Source organism: Pedobacter roseus, from assembly GCF_014395225.1.
Classification (GTDB): Bacteria; Bacteroidota; Bacteroidia; order Sphingobacteriales; family Sphingobacteriaceae; genus Pedobacter; species Pedobacter roseus.
The window spans coordinates 4562339-4582248 of record NZ_CP060723.1 but is presented as its reverse complement, the minus strand read 5'-3'; the positions used below and the strand labels follow the sequence as shown (position 1 = coordinate 4582248).

Annotated in this window: 16 protein-coding genes; 10 read left to right on the top strand and 6 right to left on the bottom strand. The window is 37.8% G+C overall.

The window, feature by feature from the left end; all coding sequences use genetic code 11:
* The first annotated feature begins 44 nt into the window (after nt 1-44).
* Both H9L23_RS18800 and odhB read left to right on the top strand, forming a co-directional pair.
* Nucleotides 45-2840 (top strand): 2-oxoglutarate dehydrogenase E1 component, encoded by a 2796-nt coding sequence (locus H9L23_RS18800; protein ID WP_187591788.1) that lies wholly within the window; start codon nt 45-47, stop codon nt 2838-2840.
* A 180-nt stretch (nt 2841-3020) separates the two neighbouring features.
* Nucleotides 3021-4259, top strand: coding sequence for a 2-oxoglutarate dehydrogenase complex dihydrolipoyllysine-residue succinyltransferase (gene odhB, locus H9L23_RS18795; protein WP_187591787.1), 1239 nt, complete (start codon nt 3021-3023; stop codon nt 4257-4259).
* Between the two features lie 221 nt (nt 4260-4480).
* Here the strand turns inward: odhB and H9L23_RS18790 are convergent, their stop codons facing one another.
* The 5 genes from H9L23_RS18790 to ileS all read right to left on the bottom strand — a co-directional run bounded on the left by H9L23_RS18790 (nt 4481) and on the right by ileS (nt 10776).
* On the bottom strand, nt 4481-5161 hold the full coding sequence (locus tag H9L23_RS18790; protein WP_187591786.1) for a 3-keto-disaccharide hydrolase: 681 nt from the start codon (nt 5159-5161) through the stop codon (nt 4481-4483).
* Between the two features lie 270 nt (nt 5162-5431).
* The gene (locus tag H9L23_RS18785; protein WP_187591785.1) at nt 5432-5950 is read right to left on the bottom strand and encodes a DUF4269 domain-containing protein; all 519 of its coding nucleotides are present in this window, start codon (nt 5948-5950) and stop codon (nt 5432-5434) included.
* A 408-nt stretch (nt 5951-6358) separates the two neighbouring features.
* The gene (locus H9L23_RS18780) at nt 6359-6961 is read right to left on the bottom strand and encodes a lipoprotein signal peptidase (protein ID WP_187591784.1); all 603 of its coding nucleotides are present in this window, start codon (nt 6959-6961) and stop codon (nt 6359-6361) included.
* Nucleotides 6961-7344 carry a TraR/DksA family transcriptional regulator gene (locus H9L23_RS18775; RefSeq protein WP_025144123.1) on the bottom strand — a complete coding sequence of 128 codons (384 nt, stop codon included), beginning with the start codon at nt 7342-7344 and terminating at the stop codon, nt 6961-6963. Before H9L23_RS18775 ends, H9L23_RS18780 begins: the two co-directional genes overlap by 1 nt.
* 30 nt (nt 7345-7374) lie before the next feature.
* Nucleotides 7375-10776 (bottom strand): isoleucine--tRNA ligase, encoded by a 3402-nt coding sequence (gene ileS, locus H9L23_RS18770; protein WP_187591783.1) that lies wholly within the window; start codon nt 10774-10776, stop codon nt 7375-7377.
* Between the two features lie 83 nt (nt 10777-10859).
* Between ileS and H9L23_RS18765 the strand changes: the two genes are divergently transcribed.
* From H9L23_RS18765 to H9L23_RS18730, 8 genes are all read left to right on the top strand, one after another.
* A complete protein-coding gene (locus H9L23_RS18765) occupies nt 10860-11048 on the top strand; it encodes a hypothetical protein (RefSeq protein ID WP_187591782.1) in 189 nt (62 codons plus the stop codon).
* On the top strand, nt 11045-11317 hold the full coding sequence (locus H9L23_RS18760; RefSeq protein ID WP_187591781.1) for an isoleucyl-tRNA synthetase: 273 nt from the start codon (nt 11045-11047) through the stop codon (nt 11315-11317). The genes H9L23_RS18765 and H9L23_RS18760 overlap by 4 nt, the downstream gene beginning before the upstream one ends.
* Nucleotides 11318-11446: 129 nt before the next feature.
* Nucleotides 11447-12112, top strand: a complete 666-nt coding sequence (locus H9L23_RS18755; protein WP_187591780.1) for a DUF6134 family protein — start codon at nt 11447-11449, stop codon at nt 12110-12112.
* A 1-nt stretch (nt 12113) separates the two neighbouring features.
* A complete protein-coding gene (locus H9L23_RS18750; RefSeq protein WP_187591779.1) occupies nt 12114-13118 on the top strand; it encodes an NAD-dependent epimerase/dehydratase family protein in 1005 nt (334 codons plus the stop codon).
* A gap of 106 nt (nt 13119-13224) precedes the next feature.
* Entirely contained in the window at nt 13225-14016 is a 792-nt protein-coding gene (locus H9L23_RS18745) for an SDR family NAD(P)-dependent oxidoreductase (protein WP_187591778.1), read from the top strand.
* Nucleotides 14017-14066: 50 nt separating this feature from the next.
* Nucleotides 14067-14633 (top strand): RNA polymerase sigma-70 factor, encoded by a 567-nt coding sequence (locus tag H9L23_RS18740; RefSeq protein ID WP_187591777.1) that lies wholly within the window; start codon nt 14067-14069, stop codon nt 14631-14633.
* 4 nt (nt 14634-14637) lie between these two features.
* On the top strand, nt 14638-15588 hold the full coding sequence (locus H9L23_RS18735; protein WP_187591776.1) for a FecR domain-containing protein: 951 nt from the start codon (nt 14638-14640) through the stop codon (nt 15586-15588).
* A gap of 5 nt (nt 15589-15593) precedes the next feature.
* On the top strand, nt 15594-17450 hold the full coding sequence (locus H9L23_RS18730; RefSeq protein WP_187591775.1) for an STN and carboxypeptidase regulatory-like domain-containing protein: 1857 nt from the start codon (nt 15594-15596) through the stop codon (nt 17448-17450).
* A gap of 95 nt (nt 17451-17545) precedes the next feature.
* On the opposite strand, the gene H9L23_RS18725 is transcribed toward H9L23_RS18730, so the two are convergent.
* On the bottom strand, nt 17546-19897 hold the full coding sequence (locus H9L23_RS18725; protein WP_246474739.1) for an efflux RND transporter permease subunit: 2352 nt from the start codon (nt 19895-19897) through the stop codon (nt 17546-17548).
* Nucleotides 19898-19910 lie beyond the last annotated feature (13 nt).

Below are 19910 nucleotides of genomic sequence, written 5' to 3'. Positions count from 1 at the left end.
AGGTAAAATTCTAATTTTGTAGTGCTTATAGTAAATAGTTAATAATGGATAAATTATCTTATCTTAATGGCGCAAACGCCGAATATATAGAGTCTTTATATCAGTCGTATCAACAAGATCCTGAGTCGGTTGAGTTTGGTTGGCAGAAATTTTTCGAAGGTTTCGATTTTGGAAGAGGATCGGAAGCCCCAACAGTAACTGCAGAAACTCCTGAACAATTTTTAAAAGAGGTTAATGTTTTAAACCTGATTGATGGCTATCGCAGCCGCGGTCACCTGTTTACGCACACCAATCCGGTACGCGAAAGACGTAAACATTTGCCAACTTTAGATCTTGCCAATTTTGGATTATCAGATGCTGATTTAGAAACCGTTTTCAACTCTGGTGTAGAGATTGGTATCGGTGCCGCAAAATTGAAAGATATTGTAGCCTTTTTAAAACAAACTTACGCACACTCCATCGGTGCAGAATATAAATTTTTACGTACACCAGAAGTGTTGAACTGGATTCAGCAAAAAATGGAAAGTGCACGTAATACCCCTAATTTCTCTATTGATGAGAAAAAACGCATTCTCCGGAAATTAAATGAAGCGGTAAGTTTCGAAAATTTCCTTGGAACAAAATTCTTAGGTCAAAAACGTTTCTCTTTAGAAGGTGCTGAGGCTTTAATTCCTGCATTGGATTCGGTTATCGAAAAAGGCGCTGAATTGGGAATTGAAGAATTTGTAATTGGTATGGCCCACCGCGGACGTTTAAACGTTTTGGCCAATATCATGCAAAAAACCTACAAAGATATTTTTGCAGAGTTTGAAGGCAAAAGTTATAATCCGGATACTCCATTTGGCGGTGACGTAAAATACCACTTAGGTTATTCTACTGATGTAACTACTGTTTCGGGAAAAAGCGTTCACTTAAGTTTATGTCCTAACCCATCTCACCTGGAAACAGTTGATGGTGTGGTAGAGGGTATGAGCCGTTCTAAAATTGATTTCAAATATGGTGGCGATAACAGTCGTTTAGCACCAATTTTGATCCACGGTGATGCATCTGTTGCAGGTCAGGGTATTGTTTATGAAGTGATTCAGATGGCAGGCCTTGAAGGTTATAAAACAGGTGGAACCATCCATTTGGTGATCAATAACCAGATCGGTTTTACCACCAACTATAAAGATGCGCGTACCAGTACCTATTGTACTGATATTGCTAAAGTAACTTTATCTCCGGTTTTCCACGTAAATGGTGATGATCCTGAAGCTTTAGTTTATGCGATCAACCTAGCAATGGAATACCGTCAGAAATACAAAAATGATGTATTTATCGACATTCTTTGTTACCGTCGTTTCGGTCATAATGAGTCTGATGAGCCTAAATTTACGCAGCCATTATTGTACAAAACTATCGAAAAACACCCTAATCCAAGGGAAATCTATATTGAGCAGTTAACTAAAGAAGGTAAGTTAGAGGCTGGTTTAGCAAAAGAAATGGAGAAAGATTTCCGTGGTATTTTGCAGGAGCGTTTAAACGAAGCAAAAGAATTTGTTGCAGGTAGCACTGAAGTTAAATTTGGTGGGGCATGGGCAGATTTGCGTATGGCAACTCCTAAAGATTTCGAAACTTCGCCGGTTACTGCGGTTAAAAAATCTACTTTATTAGAAATCGGTAAACGCATTACGACGCTGCCAACCAATAAAAAGTTCTTCAAGAAAATTGAAAAACTATTCGTTGAGCGTAGCAAAATGGTTAACGAAACCAATGTTTTTGATTGGGCAATGGGCGAACAGCTGGCTTATGGTACTTTGTTATCAGAAGGTAAACGTGTTCGTTTAAGCGGTCAGGATGTAGAACGTGGCACTTTCTCTCACCGTCATGCCGTATTAACGCTAGAAGATAGCGAAGAAGAATATGTACCATTAGCAAATATTTCTGATCAGCAGGCACCATTTGATATTTACAATTCACACTTATCAGAATATGGCGTTTTAGGTTTCGAATATGGTTATGCCATGGCAAATCCAAATGCTTTAACCATCTGGGAAGCACAATTTGGTGATTTCTTTAACGGAGCACAGATTGTTGTAGATCAGTATATTGCGAGTGCCGAAACGAAATGGCAACGTGAGAATGGTTTAGTAATGTTATTGCCTCACGGTTATGAAGGTCAGGGGCCAGAGCACTCATCAGCACGTATTGAGCGTTTTATGGAGCTTTGTGCCGATTACAACATGCAGGTAACCAATTGTACTACTCCGGCAAACTTCTTCCACGTATTACGCCGTCAGTTTAAACGCGATTTCCGTAAACCATTGGTGGTATTTACACCAAAAAGTTTATTGCGTCACCCGGCCTGTGTTTCTAAATTAGAAGAATTTACAGATGGTGGCTTTAAAGAGGTAATTGATGATGTAAATGCTAAAGTTGCAGACGTTACACGTATCGTTTTCTGTAGCGGTAAAATTTACTATGAATTGCTGGAAAAACAACAAGCTGATAAAATCAAACACGTAGCCTTGGTTCGTGTAGAGCAGTTGTATCCAACTCCGGTTGATCAGATGGAAGCCATCCAGAAAAAATATAAAAATGCAAAAGAAATTTTCTGGGTACAGGAAGAGCCAGAGAACATGGGCGCATGGCCATATTTATTCCGCAGGTTGTACAAAACCGCATTAAAAGGTATTGATGTAATTTCGAGAAGAGAGAGTAGCAGTACCGCAACTGGTTTTGCAAAACAACATGCTAACCAACAAGCTTATATTTTAGCAAAAGCTTTGGAGGTTTCGGTTACGGAAGATGTGAAGGATATTGCTAAGAAAGCAACAAAGAAACTAGTTCAAATAGATTAGAAGGTTGAAGGTTGGAAGGTTGAGGGTATAAGGTTGTTAACGTAAACATTTTAACTTTACAACATTTAACAATAAAAATATAAAAAGGTAGAGGGTTGGAAGGCTGAAGGTATGGGATTTAAGCATCCTGAACATTTCAACTTTACAACATTTAACGATAAAAAACATAACATTACAAAAATGAGTTTAGAGATAAAAGTTCCACCTGTTGGTGAGTCGATAACCGAAGTTGTTTTATCACGTTGGATAAAAAACGATGGCGATGTTGTTGAAATGGATGAAGTAATTGCCGAATTAGAATCGGATAAAGCAACATTCGAATTAACTGCAGAACAAGCTGGAACTTTAAAAACCATAGCGGCCGAAGGTGATACTTTAGCCATTGGCGCAGTAGTTTGTAAAATTGAAGATGGTGGCGCAGCTGCTGCGCCGAAATCTGAAGGCGAAAGCCCAAAAGCTGACGCACAAGCTCCGGCTGCTGTTGCCGAAGTACCTAAGGCTCAGGATTCAGCTGCTTCTAAAGATTCTTATGCTACAGGAACTCCATCACCTGCTGCTGGTAAAATTCTTGCGGAAAAAGGAATTGAAGCTGGTGCAGTAAAAGGTACCGGTGTGGATGGCCGCATTACTAAAGATGATGCTGTAAAAGCTGAAGCGGGTAAAAAACCAGAAGCACCTAAAGCGAGTGCTCCTGTTGCAGCTGCTGCGCCTGCAGGTAGCCGTGGCGAGCGTCGTGAGAAAATGTCTCCACTACGTAGAACGGTTGCAAAACGTTTGGTTGCTGTTAAAAATGAAACCGCAATGTTAACTACTTTTAACGAAGTTAACATGAAACCAATTATGGATTTACGCGGAAAATATAAAGACCAGTTCAAAGAAAAATTTGGTGTTGGTTTAGGTTTTATGAGCTTTTTCACTAAAGCAGTTACTGAAGCTTTAAAAGATTTTCCTGCAGTGAATGGCCGTATTGAAGGGGAAGAATTGGTTTACAACGATTTCGCTGATATTTCTATAGCGGTTTCTGCTCCAAAGGGTTTAGTTGTTCCGGTAATTCGTAATGCTGAAAGCATGACTTTAGCACAGATCGAAAAATCGGTTTTAGAATTGGCTTTAAAAGCACGTGACAGCAAATTAACCATTGAAGAAATGACTGGTGGAACGTTTACAATCACTAACGGTGGTGTGTTTGGTTCAATGATGTCGACGCCGATTATCAATGCGCCACAATCAGCTATTTTAGGCATGCACAACATTGTTGAGCGTCCGGTGGCTGAAAAAGGTGAGGTGGTAATCCGCCCGATGATGTACGTTGCTTTATCTTATGATCACAGAATTATCGACGGACGTGAGTCGGTTGGCTTCCTGGTTCGTGTAAAACAACTGTTAGAAGATCCAGCAAGATTATTATTGGGTATATAAGCCCTGATCCCCTAAAAGGGAATTAATAATATAGAGCCTCGACAACGTCGGGGCTTTTTTTGTAACCTTAAGACAGATTTAAACAAAGAAATCGTTATTGCGAGGAGGAACGACGAAGCAATCTTTTTTGTGTTCAGGAGCTATGTTAAGAAGGTTGCTTCACGCCTACGCCAAAACCCTTCTTCAGTTCGCAATGACGAAAATAAGCTCCAAAACTCACGTTATTTAGACAGCACTTTAATTGGTTTCAAATCCAATTGCTTAAATTCTACTTCGCTGCCTTCTGCTTGTAGGGCAATCTGGCCACTACTTACCGTACAGTTTGTACCATAGTTTACTAATGTGCCATTTACCCATACTTTAACTTCATTATCTAAACATTGTATCACCATGGTATTCCATTCGCCAACAGGTTTTTCGCTATCATCTGTTAAGTTTTTAATGCGGCGAAGTTTATCTCCATTTACTCCCCAGTTTTCTTTAGGGCCGCGTCTGGCAACCATATCAGGTACGGTAATATCCTCTTCTATACACCAAAAATCGCCGGCATCTTTATGCTGCATCTGAACTTCTAAAGATTTTGGGAACATGCCGTATAAGGCCCTAGGCGTTGATGCATGTACCAAAACGCCACAATTACCCGGTTTACCTGCAAAACGGTATTGTACGGTTAACTGATAATTTTTATAAATTTTATCGGTAATTAAATGTCCGCCTGGCGTACCTAAACTTACCAGCATTCCATTGCGGACTATAAATGGATTAACCGTATCAGGCTTTTTATCCATTGCAGGAACATCTACATGCCAGCCGTCTAAATTTTTACCATTAAAAAGGCTTTTTTGAGCAAATGCTGTGGTGCTCAATGTAATGAGCAGTAAAAGGGCAAAATGTAATTTCATGATATTTGGTTTTGTATTCCAAATATAATATTTTAAGTATGAGATGATGAAATCCAAATTTCAGTATGAGAATAGGTAATTATATAATCGGTCGTCATTCTCGCGTATGCAGGAATCTTAATGCAGCCTACAAGCCCTACCAAGGCATTACGATTATTCATGAGTTTTCCTTTTTTCAGAGGTATTCATGAGCACTTCGTGGTTCCCAATCAACCCGATAGCTATCGGGTTGGGAATGACTGTACCTCCTTACTTGGTCTTAACGTCTCGCTAAGCATCCAATTTCAATAATTCCTCATAAGCATTTCCCTTAATTCCCAGTAATTTTGCAAATGCGGGTTCGGTTTTATAACCTTGTTTTTTTAAGGAGATAATTTCCTGTCTGAATGCTTCACCGTTTTCTAAAAGTAATTTATATTCGATTAGCATGTGGCGGTAGGCGTTTTGCTGTGTTGCAGGTTTGTTTTGTCCGAATATTTCAATTTCGAAACCCTCGATTTTAAATGTTGCTTTGATTGCATTGAATTTGGCGCTCTCAATAACCGAGAAATCTTTTTGGGAACCAAAAACGGCAGTTAACTGATCAACAAATTCATCGTTATCAGGTACTTCACAAATGATATCCAGATCACTGTTTTCAATGTCGATATTGATTGGTATGGTACCGACTAAAATAGGTTTGTATGCAGCAAGTTTTTCTAAAACCCGGTTATCTGTTAAAACCTGATAAGCTTTTACCTGTTTTTCGTTACCAGATTGGAGATAAGATATATTGAGGAAGTTGATCATTGTTCTTTTTTATTAGCTTAAAGTCGGTGTAACACCGGCCAACAGGGAGATTTTCGGTTTTCAATTTTTCTTTCCTCCACTTCCCAAAGTTACTAAACCCGATAGGATGAATGCCAATGCGTACTAATGCTAACTTCGTTTTTATGAAGAAACTGAAGCAAAGTACAAGCTTCATTGGCAGAAAGGATAGCGGGAACAAACTTAAATATTTGCTTCTGTACCTGCTTTCCAAAAAGCCTTATAATTGTCGTCATTGCGAGGAGGAACGACGAAGCAATCTTTCATAATTGCATTATCCTTTAATAAAGATTGCTTCGTCGGCTGAAAAAGCCTTCTCAGCAATGACGATTTTACAAAAAAAAAGCCCATCTCAGTTAAGAAATGGGCAATGTTTTTATGAAATTTTATTTAATCCTCTACAATTTCGCTGTTGATGCTTACTTCGTCCTTAACATCTTCTTTAAAGTAGTTTTTTTGGAAGATGAGGATAAGTATAACGCCTACTGAAATGGCTGCGTCTGCAAGGTTAAAAACAGGTCTGAAGAAAACAAACTCTTCTCCTCCCCATATCGGTAACCAGGTAGGGAAGTGGCCTTCGGCAATCGGGAAGTAGAACATATCTACCACACGGCCGTGGAACCAGCTTTCGTAACCATAAATTTTTCCGTAAAATACAGAATCGATAATGTTACCTAATGCGCCTGAAAAAATCAAAGCCACATTTAAGATTAAACCACGGTGATATTTATGCTTAATTAAATAATGTAAACCATAACCAATCCCGGCAACTGCTGCAATGCGGAAAAGCGATAAGGCCAATTTGCCGAATTCGCCACCAAACTCCATACCGAAAGCCATACCATTATTTTCGGTAAAATGGATGATAAACCATTTACCAATAATATGAAACTCCTGGCCCAGGTACATGTGTGTTTTAACCCAGGTTTTAACCAGCTGATCGGCCAGTAAAACTAAAAAGATTACAATTAAAGGTTTTGTATAGCCTTTCATTAACTCTGCTTTAATTTAGCTTCCATGCTTAAAGTTGCATGAGGTACTGCACGTAAACGTTCTTTTTGGATTAATTTACCGGTTTCGCGGCAAATACCATAAGTTTTGTTCTCAATACGCACCAATGCGTTTTCCAGGTTATCAATAAATTTTTTCTGACGGGCAGCCAATTGATTGATCTGTTCTTTCTCCATCGTTGCAGAACCATCTTCTAATGTTTTGTACGCACCTGAAGTATCTTCAGTACCGTTTGCATTTGGGTTACTCAAAGAAGTGGTTAAAGAGTTAAGTTCCTCTTTCGCCATGCGTAATTTATCTTGAATCAATTCTTTAAATTCCTGAAGTTCACTGTCTGAGTAGCGTGTTTTGTTACTGTTTTCCATGTTTTTAATTTAGTTTTCTAATATATGGATTTATATTTTAGTTACTGAAATGCTTAACTCAACATCATCAATGGTGATTTTGTTTGCATTAGTTACAGTATCTGTTAATTCTAATTCGTCGGCCAATATTTCCGCGCAAATGTAGCCCTTGTTTTTGGCAACTGCATTAGCTACCAAGTTATCATTTTGTAACGAAACTTTAATCCTATCGGTCACCTCAAAATTTAGTTCTTTACGTAAATTCTGGATACGGTTAACCAACTCACGCGAGATACCTTCCTGTTTCAGTTCATCGGTAATCGTCACATCTAAAGCAACGGTTAAGCTGCCCAGGTTAGTTACCTGCCATCCCGGAATATCTTCTGCAAAAACTTCTACGTCATCACTTAAATTGATGGTAAATTCTTCTCCGCTGCTTCCAACTACAATAATGAAACCATCATTTTCTAAACGCTGGATATCATCCTGATTTGAATTTTCTAAAGCCTGTTTAACCAGACTCATATCTTTACCCACTTTTTTACCCAACGATTTGAAGTTTGGTTTAAGCTTTTTCTTAACTATGCCATGCGTATCGGTAATGAATTCGATATGTTTTACATTCGTTTCAGAAAGAATATAATCTGCAACTTTAGAGATCTTTTGCTCAAAATCACCACTTAAAGATGGGATTAAGATTTTCTCCAATGGCTGACGTACATTGATTCCCGATTTTTTACGCAGCGATAAAACCATTGATGAAATATCCTGAGCGTAAACCATACGCTCATTCAAATCAGTATCAATCAAACTTTGATCAGCCTCTTTCCATAAAGTTAAGTGAACAGACTGCTCTGCATATGCATCGGTAATGGTTAAGTTTCTGTATAACCAATCGGCAAAGAAAGGTGCAACCGGGCTCATCAACTGTGCTAAGGTTTCTAAACAAGTATAAAGTGTTTCATAAGCTGCGCGTTTATCGTCGGTCATCTCTCCTTTCCAGAAACGGCGACGGCTTAACCTGATGTACCAGTTGCTCAAATGTTCATCAACAAAAGTCTGGATGGCACGGGTTGCTTTAGTTGGCTCGTATGTGTTGTAACTTTCATCAACTTCGTTGCTTAGGGTTTGCAATAACGATAAAATCCAACGGTCTAATTCTGTTCTGTCTTCAACTTTGCTTAAATTATTTTTGTCGATTTCGAACTTATCGATGTTAGCGTATAAAGCAAAGAAAGAATAAGTGTTGTAAAGGGTTCCGAAGAATTTACGGCGAACTTCTGCAATCCCCTCGATGTCGAATTTTAGGTTGTCCCAAGGATTTGCATTAGAAATCATGTACCAACGCGTTGCATCAGCACCATACTCGCTAATGGTTTGGAACGGATCAGCGGCATTCCCCAAACGTTTAGACATTTTTTGTCCGTTTTTGTCTAATACCAGTCCATTCGAAACTACATTTTTGTACGCTACTTTATCAAAAACTAATGTAGAGATTGCATGCAGGGTATAAAACCAGCCACGGGTTTGATCTACACCTTCAGCGATAAAATCTGCAGGGAAATCTTCATTTCCATCAATGGTTTCTTTGTTTTCAAAAGGGTAGTGCCACTGTGCATAAGGCATCGCACCAGAATCGAACCAAACATCAATCAAATCGCTTTCGCGGCTCATCGGTTTGCCTGATGGAGATACTAAAACAATCTTATCAACTACATTTTTATGTAAGTCAATCAGGTCGTAATTCTCTTCAGACATGTTTCCGATTTCGAATCCTTTAAAAGGATTTTCTTTTTGGAAACCAGCGGCTATAGATTTTTCAATGGCATTGTAAAGTTCTTCAACAGAGCCAATTAATACTTCTTCTTTTTTATCTTCAGTTCTCCAGATGGGTAAAGGAATTCCCCAGTACCTCGAACGTGATAAATTCCAGTCGTTGGCATTTTTCAACCAGTTTCCAAAACGCCCCTCGCCGGTTGATTTTGGTTTCCAGTTAATGGTTTCATTAAGATCGAACATCCTGTCTTTAACATCTGTAACCTTAATAAACCACGAATCTAAAGGATAATATAAAAGTGGCTCATCAGTTCTCCAGCTGTGTGGATAACTGTGAACATATTTTTCTACTTTAAAGGCTTTATTTTCTTCTTTTAATAAAATAGCGATTTCTACATCAACCGATTTTTCAGGTGCTTCACCAGCATTGTAATATTCGTTTTTTACATATTTACCTGCGAAAGGACCAACATGTTTGGTGAATTTACCCTGCAAATCTACTAATGGAACAGGCGTATCATTCTCGTCTAACACCAGCATAGGTGGTATTTCCGGAATGGCTTCTTTAGCTACTTTAGCATCATCCGCACCAAAAGTAGGGGCGGTATGAACGATACCTGTACCATCTTCAGTAGTTACGAAATCTCCGGAAATTACCCTAAATGCGTTTTCAGCATTTTGGTATGGCAAGGTGTAAGTTAAAAGTTGTTCGTATCTAATGCCTACTAACTCAGTTCCTTTGCATTCGGCAAGGATTTGATAAGGGATTTTTTTGTCGCCAGCTTTAAAATTTGTAAAATCTTCAACTTCATTGCTTTCAAAGAAAACTTTACTAAACTGCTTTCCAACCAGGTTTTTTGCCAAAATTACATTTGTTGGCAAAAATGTATATTGGTTAAACGTTTTGACTAAAACATAGTCGATTTTGGGTCCAACCGTTAAAGCAGTGTTTGATGGTAAAGTCCACGGTGTTGTGGTCCACGCTAACAAATAGATATCCCCAAAATCCTGCAAAAAAGATGGTAGCGTATCAGGTAACGCTTTAAACTGAGCTACAATTGTTGTATCTGTAACATCTCTGTAAGCGCCAGGCTGATTTACTTCATGCGAACTCAATCCTGTACCCGCTTTTGGAGAATAAGGTTGAATTGTATAACCTTTATAGATTAATCCTTTATCGTAAATCTGTTTTAAAAGCCACCATACCGATTCCATGTATTTGGACTTATAGGTAATGTATGGATCATCCATATCTACCCAATAGCCCATTTTTTCAGTCAGGTCGTTCCACACATCGGTGTAGCGCATAACTGTTTTTTTACAGGCTTCGTTATAGTCTTCAATAGAAATAGTTTTACCAATATCTTCTTTAGTAATTCCTAATTCCTTTTCCGTTCCAAGCTCAACAGGTAAACCATGTGTATCCCAACCAGCTTTTCTTTTAACCTGATAACCCTTAATTGTTTTATAGCGGCAAAAAATATCCTTAATAGCACGCGCCATTACGTGGTGGATACCCGGCATGCCATTGGCAGAGGGTGGACCTTCGTAAAAAGTAAACGGATTAGATTTAGGACGGGATGAAATGCTTTTTTCAAAGATGTTTTCCTTTTTCCAAAAATCCAGTATTTCCTGCCCTATTTTGGCAAGTTCCAATTGTTTAAATTCGCTATACATCAATTAAGTACCTCAAAAAATTAAGGTTGCAAAGTTAACAGAATTGACTGAATTTTGGTAGTTTTGATGTAAATACTTTTAACGTGAAATTATTTAATATCGGGCTTACACTGATGATTGTAGCTGTAATTGCATTGCCAATTGTTGCGGTTATCAATCCATCAAACCGTGATTTTGTGCTTTATGCATTTTATTTCTGCGGCCTGCTCGAACTAATTGGGCTCATCGTTGTTTTAATCCATATTATTACACTAAAAAGAAAGACCCCATGATCAAGCTGTTAAAATTGCAAAAAGCCGTTTTCGTACTCGTAGCTGGCCTCCTTTCTTTTATTGCCTATAAAATTTTAGATGCTAACGGAATTAAATCAGGTATATATTTACAAATGCTGGCAGGTGTACTCGTCATTATTGGTGCATTATGGCTGTTATATCCGATTTTATTTGCCAAAAAGGATAATGACGGCAATGCTGAAATCATCACCGATCCAACGGTTGAAGTTCCGGTAGATGAAGAAGAAGAAAAATCTGTAAAAGAATAAATCTCTTAGCCTTGGGTTTAAACCCAAGGCTAAGAAATCTTTCTACCCAAGGCTAAAAAAAAATAAATTTCACGTAGGGGTAAATCTCTTGTGAGTTGTAATAGCTCTAAATTAACAAATAGAGATATTATGATTCCAGCAATTATTATTTGGATCTGCAAGAAATATTTTGCTCCAAAAACCTTCACAAAATTCTCCTCCCAAAATCCGGTTAATCCAAAAAGTGTTGCTATAGCGCTTTTTCTGTTCTGTTCATTGTCGTCGGCTTTTGCTCAGCAAAGTAAGTTTAACATCAAACGTAATGGCGAATTGATTGGGGAAATGTATTTCCAGCAAAAGAGTGAAGGAGAAAATACCTATTTAACCATCACTTCAAAGGTACAGACGCGGTTTGTATTTAAAATCAATGTAGAAACAGAAGATCAGGCTCATTTTAAAAATGGCAGATTGCTCACCTCAAACGTGAACCGGGTCGTAAACGGTAGCACCAAAGAAGCCAGGAAAACAAGCTGGGTAAATAATATTTATCAGCTTAAAACAGGCGATAAAATCAGCACACTCAATCAGCCAATCAGTTATAACATGATGCTATTGTATACCAAAGAGCCTGTCAACATTTCTGAAATATATTCTGATAATTTTCAATGTTTTATTCCCATTCAAAAAAATGGTGCACATCAGTACCGTATTAAACTTCCGGATGGGAATTATAACGATTACCATTTCGAAAACGGGATCTGTAAACTGGTGGTTGTAAATCATTCATTGTACACCATCAGGATGGAAAGGGTTTAATATGGAAGTTGTAGCAAATAAATATTTGAGGGTTTTGGTTACAGGGGCTTCAGGTTTTATCGGCCGGAAATTAAGTTTTGCACTGGCAGAAATAGGCTACGAGGTAATTGCACTTTGCCGGAACATAAAGCATCCTTTCTTGATTCAACACAGAAATATCCAGTTTGTAAAAGGTGATGTTTTGGATTCTGCAAGTTTAGAATGTGCCATGAAAGATTGTTATCAGGTTTATCATACCGCTGCCATGGCCAAAATGTGGTGCAGAAATGAGCAGGATTTCTACGATGTGAATGTAGTCGGAACCCGAAATGTACTTCATTGTGCCTTGAAATTGGGTGTAGAAAGGGTAGTTCATACTTCAACCTGTGGTGTTTGGGGACCGACCTTAAATTTACCGGTTTCAGAAAATGATCCAAGAGCGGTTGGTTTCCCGATTAGTTACGAACGCACAAAATACCTGGCCGAGCTAGAGGTAAAAGAATTTGTGAAAAAAGGATTAGAGGTGGTGATTGTAAATCCATCGAGGGTTTATGGTGATGGACCGATTACCGATAGCAATACCGTGAGTAAAATGGTTACAGGTTATATCAACGGTACCTGGCATTTTATTCCGGGTGATGGAAAAGCAATAGCTAATTATGCTTTTGTTGATGATGTGGTAGATGGGCATATTGCTGCGATGCAAAATGGAAGAAATGGTGAACGCTATATTTTAGGAGGAATTGATGTTTCATTTAATGGCTTTTTTAATACCTTAAAGGAGCTTACGGGAAAACAACGAAATTTATATAAAATACCGGTTAGCATGATCAAAGCTTATAGTTTGCTGGAATCGATCAAAACAAGGCTATTTAACTTAACGCCATTTTTTCTGCCAGAATTTGCAGACAGGTTGAGGTGCAATCAGCAATATTCGAGCAACAAAGCCATTGCAGAACTAAATTACAGGATTACGCCTTTTGCGGTGGGTTTGGGAAAAACCATTAATCACTTTAAACCTAATTAATTGTATTAACCACAGATAAAGATGATAAACACAGATAGGGTTTTGAAGCTTAGCAATAAAATCCGTGTTCATCCGTGTGATCTGTGGCTAAAAATAACCAATATACATGAAACAGTTAACAGCATTAATTACAGGTGCAAGTGAGGGTTTGGGCAAATCTTTCGCCATTGAATCGGCCAAACGCGGCCTCGGGCTGGTATTGGTTTCGCTACCCAGCAGTGGCTTGGAACACTTGGCAAATTATCTCCGTGTAAATTTTAACAGCAAAGTTTTGTGCATTGAGCTCGATTTAACCAAAAACGATGCGGCAATCGAAATATTTAAAGAACTAAAGGAACGTAAAATTGAGGTCAATGTTTTAATCAATAATGCGGGTTTGGGAAACTGGAGTTGGTTTGAAGATAAAAATGTTGATTTTTACCGGACGCAGATTGATCTTAACATTACCAATACCGTGCTGCTTACCCGTTTGTTTTTAAACCATATCGATAAAAGTGAGGCAAGCTATATTTTAAATGTTGGCAGTTTGGGAGGACATTTTATCGTTCCAAAAAAACAGGTTTATGGGGCAACCAAATCTTTTATCGGTTATTTTACCCGTTGTTTGCAACTCGAATTGAGCGGTACAAATGTGCACATTAGTTTACTTAGTCCAGGCGGCATAAACACGAAACCCGAGTTATTGGTAATGAATAATGAGTTGAAAGGTTTTGCCAAGGCCACTATCTTAGAGGCAGATTATGTTGCCAAAACAGCAATGGATGGAATGCTTAAAGGGAAGAAAGAAATAATACCAGGCCTTGCCAACCGTTTTCTGGTTGTGTTGGATAAAATTATACCACACTTTTTAAAAGAAATTATAATTAGGCGTAAATTGAAATCGATTTTAACAACTTAGATTTTAACCTAAAACCTGTAAGGTTTTTAAAACCTTGCAGGTTTAGCTTTATGGAAAGTAACGATACTAATCTTATCCGATTAATTAAAAGCGGTAATAAACAGGCTTTCGACGAAGTGTTTTTAAAGCATTTCAAAAGTCTGCATGCCTATGCTTTTACCATAATTAAAGAAAAAGATGATGCTGAAGAGATTGTTCAGAATGTGTTTGTACGCATCTGGACAAAAAGAGAACAACTTAAAACCGATGGATTTTTAAAATCATTTCTCTATCGTTCGGTACACAACGAAAGTCTAAATTATTTGAAGCATCAAAAAGTGAGATCAAATTTTAACATTCACTATGCCAATGCTGTGAAAAACGATACAGGAAATTTAAATACGGAGATCATGGCAACAGAACTGGAAAAGAATATTCATTCGGCAATAAACGAGCTGCCTGAAAAATGCAGAAATGTATTTCAGTTAAGCAGGTTCGACCAGATGAAATACCAGGAAATTGCTGATGCACTAAATATTTCTATCAAAACGGTAGAAAATCAGATGGGGAAAGCATTAAAGATTTTACGCCTTAGGGTAGTAGATTTTCTAATCCTAATTTTTTTATTATTGAAATAAGCTGATGGATAAAAACTATACAAATATTAACGATGATTTGCTGGCAAAATACCTGCTTGGAGAGGCTACTGTGCCCGAAAGTGAGCAGGTTGAAGCGTGGGCAGCATCAAATCCGGATCACCATAAGCAGCTGGAGGACTTCAGGATGATTCTGGAGAAAAGCAAACTTCAGATTGACCATTCTATAAACGAACATCAGGCTTTGGAAAGGTTAAACATCCGTTTGCAGCGCGAGAAAAAATCAATTAATTATGCATTCCTTTTACGTTGGGCGGCGATAATTGCCATTATTTTTAGTGCAGGTTTATTTTGTTATAATAATCTAGTTGGTAACAAATTAAGCGTAAACAGTGGCTTAAATACATTAACGCAGGTTTTGCCTGATGGTTCTACTGCCATATTAAACAAACAGTCTTCCATATCCTTTGTCGGTGGTTTTTTTAATAAAACCCGCGCTGTAAAATTAAAAGGAGAAGCATTTTTTAAAGTGAGTGCCGATAAATCGAAACCTTTTATCATCAGCATTAACAATGTTCAGGTAACTGTTGTAGGAACGGCGTTTAATGTAAAAGGTGATGAAAAAGGAACCATCGTAATTGTAGAAAGCGGTATTGTTAAGGTGAATAACCAGAAAGACAGTGTGCGTTTAACTGCCGGGGAAAAAGTAGAGGTATTTCAAAATCAGGTGCATTTAACCAAAGGTGAAAATCAGGGCAAACTGTACAATTACTATTATACCAACGAACTGATTTGTGATGCCACACCACTTAGCGAACTGGTTACGGTACTCAATGAAAAATTTAAAAGTAATATTGTAATCGTGAACCCATCTTTAAAGACACTCCCGATCAGTACGACTTTTAAAAACGAATCGCTTAAAGAAATCCTGAATGTAATTGCCGAAACTTTTAAAATAAAGGTAGAATATGGGCAGAATGTGATTAAACTCAAATAATACCTATGCGTGCGCTCAAAATTACTGCTTTTTTCCTCCTCATTTTCTGTTCTCTGGTAAAAGCACAATCTACTTTATCAAGAAATATTTCCCTCAATATAGAGCGGCAGAAATTAAGTGCTGTTTTAGCTGCCATTGAAGAGAAAGGTGGTTTCAGGTTTTCTTATAACAGCAATATATTGCCGGTTGATAGTTTGGTGAGTATTCACGAAAATAACCTGAACATTGCTGAGGCACTGGATAAATTATTGAGTCATCGGTTCGAATACCGCCAATCGGGTAATTTTGTGATTATCAGGTATGCACCACTTGAACTGGTTTTGCTGGTCAACGAATCGGTTGGTAATCCAGAACTTTACACCATTTCAGGGCAGGTGGTGGATAAACGGACCAATAAACCGATCCAGGATGCCAGTATTTATGAGAAAAATCTGCTGGTTTCCGAAATATCCGATGGGAACGGTTATTTTTCGATGCGGTTAAAAAACATTACACAACCCATATCGCTAACCGTAAGCAAAGAAAACTACAAATCGACCATTACTCATTTTTTGGCCGAGGTAAACATTAGCAATAAAAAGGAAAGCCCTGCTGAGCGATTTATCAGTGAAAATTTGGACGATGTAGAAAATACATGGCTGGGCAATGCCTTGATTACAGCCCAACAAAAAATCCAATCGATTAATATCGGTGGTTTTATTTCTAAAGCTCCATTTCAGTTTTCACTAATCCCAAAGCTAAACTCTCATGGTTCACTAAGCGGGCAGGTGGTGAACAAATTTTCGCTTAATGTAATCGGCGCTTATAGTGCTGGTGTAGATGGTGCGGAAATTGGTTTTGGCTTCAATATCGATAAAAGTGACGTCCAGTATTTTCAGTTTGCAGGTGGTTTTAATTTAGTAGGAGGAAATGTTCGTGGAATTCAAATTGCAGGTTTCTTTAATCATGTAAACGGCAGTGTAAATGCTATGCAGGTTGCGTTAGCTCATAACCATGTTAGTAAAGATTTTGAGGGCTTGCAAATTGGAGGCATATATAATAACGTTAAAAATAATTTAAAGGGAGCACAATTTTCTGCTGGCCTTAATACAATAGGAGGAACCTTGAAAGGCTGGCAAACAGGGGCATTTAATTTGGTTGGTCAGGATACAAAAGGAGTTCAGATCGGAGTTGGTGGCAATATAGTAAGTGGTAGAACAAGTGGAATTCAGATTGGTGGTATTGCCAATATCAACAAAGAGAGCAGCGGGATAAATCTTGCAGCGCTAACAAATTTTACCGGAAAAATGGCTAGCGGATTGCAAATTGGTGCAATTAATTATGCGAATAATTTGAAAGGTGTTCAATTAGGAATATTAAATGTTTCGAATAAAAATGATGGTTATTCCATCGGTTTGATAAATGTAGCTTTAAAAGGCTATCATAAATTTAGCTTTGGTACAAATGAAAGCACTAATTATAATGTGGCTTATAAAGGTGGAAGCAAACGTTTATATAATATGCTGATGTTCGGTACAAACAAAAAATCAGCAGATAAAATTTATACTGGCGGACTGGGCTTTGGAAAGGAAATGAAACTATTCCGTAGTGTTTCATTAAACCCTGAAATCAGCAGTCAATATGTATATCAGGGTAGTTGGGATTACCTGAACCTGTTAAATAAATTTGAACTTCCGGTCAACATCAGGTTAAATAAATGGCTGGCTATTCAGGGTGGTCCATCGGTTAATGTGTATTACACCATGCAAAACACTAAAATCGGAGAATTTGGCCTTTTACAGGAAAAACATCGGGATTTTACCTTTAAGGATTCGAGATATACTGGTTGGATAGGTTGGAATGTTGGAATTGTGATTTTATAAAAATAGCCTTGGGTTTAAACCCGAGGCTATAATAATATCGTGTTAATTTAGGCTTCCAAAACTCCAATCTCCAAACGCCTAACTCCTAACTGATTTTAGTGGTCAAACTCACCAGCATTTTTCGCTGATTCTTCATCAGAAATTACTTTTCTTACTTTCTTTTTATCTAACCACAATACCAGTGCAGGCAATAAAGTTAAATTGAAAATTAAAGCAACCAATAGCGTTATAGAAAGAAGCAATCCCAACACCACTGTTCCACCGAAGGTAGAGGCCGTAAAAATTCCGAAGCCAAAGAATAAGATCAGGGCAATGTGCGTCATACTTACACCGGTTTCGGTAATCGTATCCGTAATTACTTTGGGTACACTGAAATTTGTCAGGTTTAATTCCTGCTGATAACGTGTAAGGAAATAAATTGTCTGATCGGATGCCAGGCCAAAGGCAATGGTGAAAATTAAAATGGTAGAGGGTTTTAACGAAATTCCAAAATAGCCCATAATTCCTGCGGTAATAATTAAAGGAACAATGTTTGGCAATAGTGAAATAAACATAATACCCAAACTCTTAAACTGCGCCAGCCTTAAAAGCGATATTAATACAATGGCAAGCGCAATACTCTCTACCAAATGCCTTAACATATAATCTGTTCCTTTCGAAAAGATAATGCTCGATCCGGTCAATTCTACATCAAATTTAGATGGAGGCAAAATGCTATCGATCCTTGGTTTTAGCTCCGCCATAATCGCATCCAAACGTTTCGAACCCACATCGGCCATTTGGAAGCTGATCCTTGTACTCTGGTTCCCTTTGCTGATAAAGTTCGTCAACAAACTTGCGTTTCCTTTTCCGCCATTGGCGATGTAAGCTAAAATAAAATTCTTTTCTAAGTTATCCGGCAGACGGAAAAAAGTTGAATCATTATTGTAGAAGGCCTGTGTAGCATATTTCAATCCCATATTTACCGAAATAGAACGCGAAAACTCCGGATAAGCCGAAATCATTTTCTCCAGTTTTTCCATTCTTTTCAGGTTGGTTAAATTGAAAACGCCATTCTTTTTCTTCGTATCTACACTTACCTCTAAAGGTAAAATGCCCTCAAAATTTTTCTCAAAAAATTTAAGATCAGTTAAAATTTCGGAATTTTTTGGAAGATCATCAACCACATATCCATTAACGTTGATTTTCATTACCCCGATAAAAGCAATAATCGATATAATGATTGTCCCGATATAAATCAAGCCACTTTTGTGCTGAACAAGGGTATCGGTTTTAACCAATAATTTATGCAGAAAACCTTCATCAATATGAGTTTGTGGTTTAAGTTTTGGTGCCGGTAAGTAGCTGAAAATAATCGGTATTAAACATAAACACATCAGCCAGGTAACCATCACATTGATAGAGGCCACACTGCCAAACTGCATGAGCAGCTCACTTCCGGTAAAATAAAGTACCCCAAAACCAATGGCTGCGGTAATATTTGCAATTAAAGTAGTAATAGCAATTCTTTCAATCGTAATACTTAGCGCCTTTTGTTTATCACCATGTTTGCGCAGCTCATTCTGGTATTTGTTCAGTAATAAAATACTGTTCGGAATACCGATAATCACAATTAGTGGTGGAATCAATCCTGTTAAAATAGTTAGTTCGAAGCCGAACAATACCAAAGTACCAATACTCCAGATTACACCCATTATCACCACTAAAATAGGGAAGAATACGGCATAGAATTTTTTGAAGAAAAACAATAAGATTAAGGCTGAAACCAGGATTGATAAACCCAGGAACAATACGAATTCGTTACTTACCAATTTACTTACTGCTGTACGGATATAAGGCAAACCGGAAATATGTACCTGAATTTTAGTCGAAGCCTGAAAAGCTTTTGCTTTGGCTTCGATTTCTTTTAAAATAGGATTGCGTTCGGCGGTATTTAAGATTCTGGTATCGAAAGTAATGGCCATTAGCGTGGCATTCTGGCGGTTATAAACCAATCCTTCGAAAAAGGGATTACCATAAATGGCTTTTTTAATTGAATCCATTTCACTATCGGTTTTAACCAGACCACCAGGAAGCGGTTTTAAAACAAATTTTTGGTTGACGGTATCTTTTTCAAGTTGAAAAATGCGTCCTGAAGATAATACTTGTTTAATGCCTTTTAATTTCTGGATTTCGTTAGAAAGTTGTACCCATTGGTTGTACACTTCCTTTTTAAAAATATCGGGCGATTGTATCCCCACCACCATTACACTTCCATCTTCACCAAAAGTCTTTTTAAAAGCATTGTATTTAACAAATGCGCTATCGGTAACGGGCAGGATTTTGCTTCCTGTGTAGGAGAGTTTTACATTTTTGGCCTGATAAGCCATAAAAACGGTTCCTAAAACGAAAAATACGATGATTGCGATACGGTTCTGAAGAATAAATCTCGATAGCTTAACCCACATGTGCAGCTTAGTT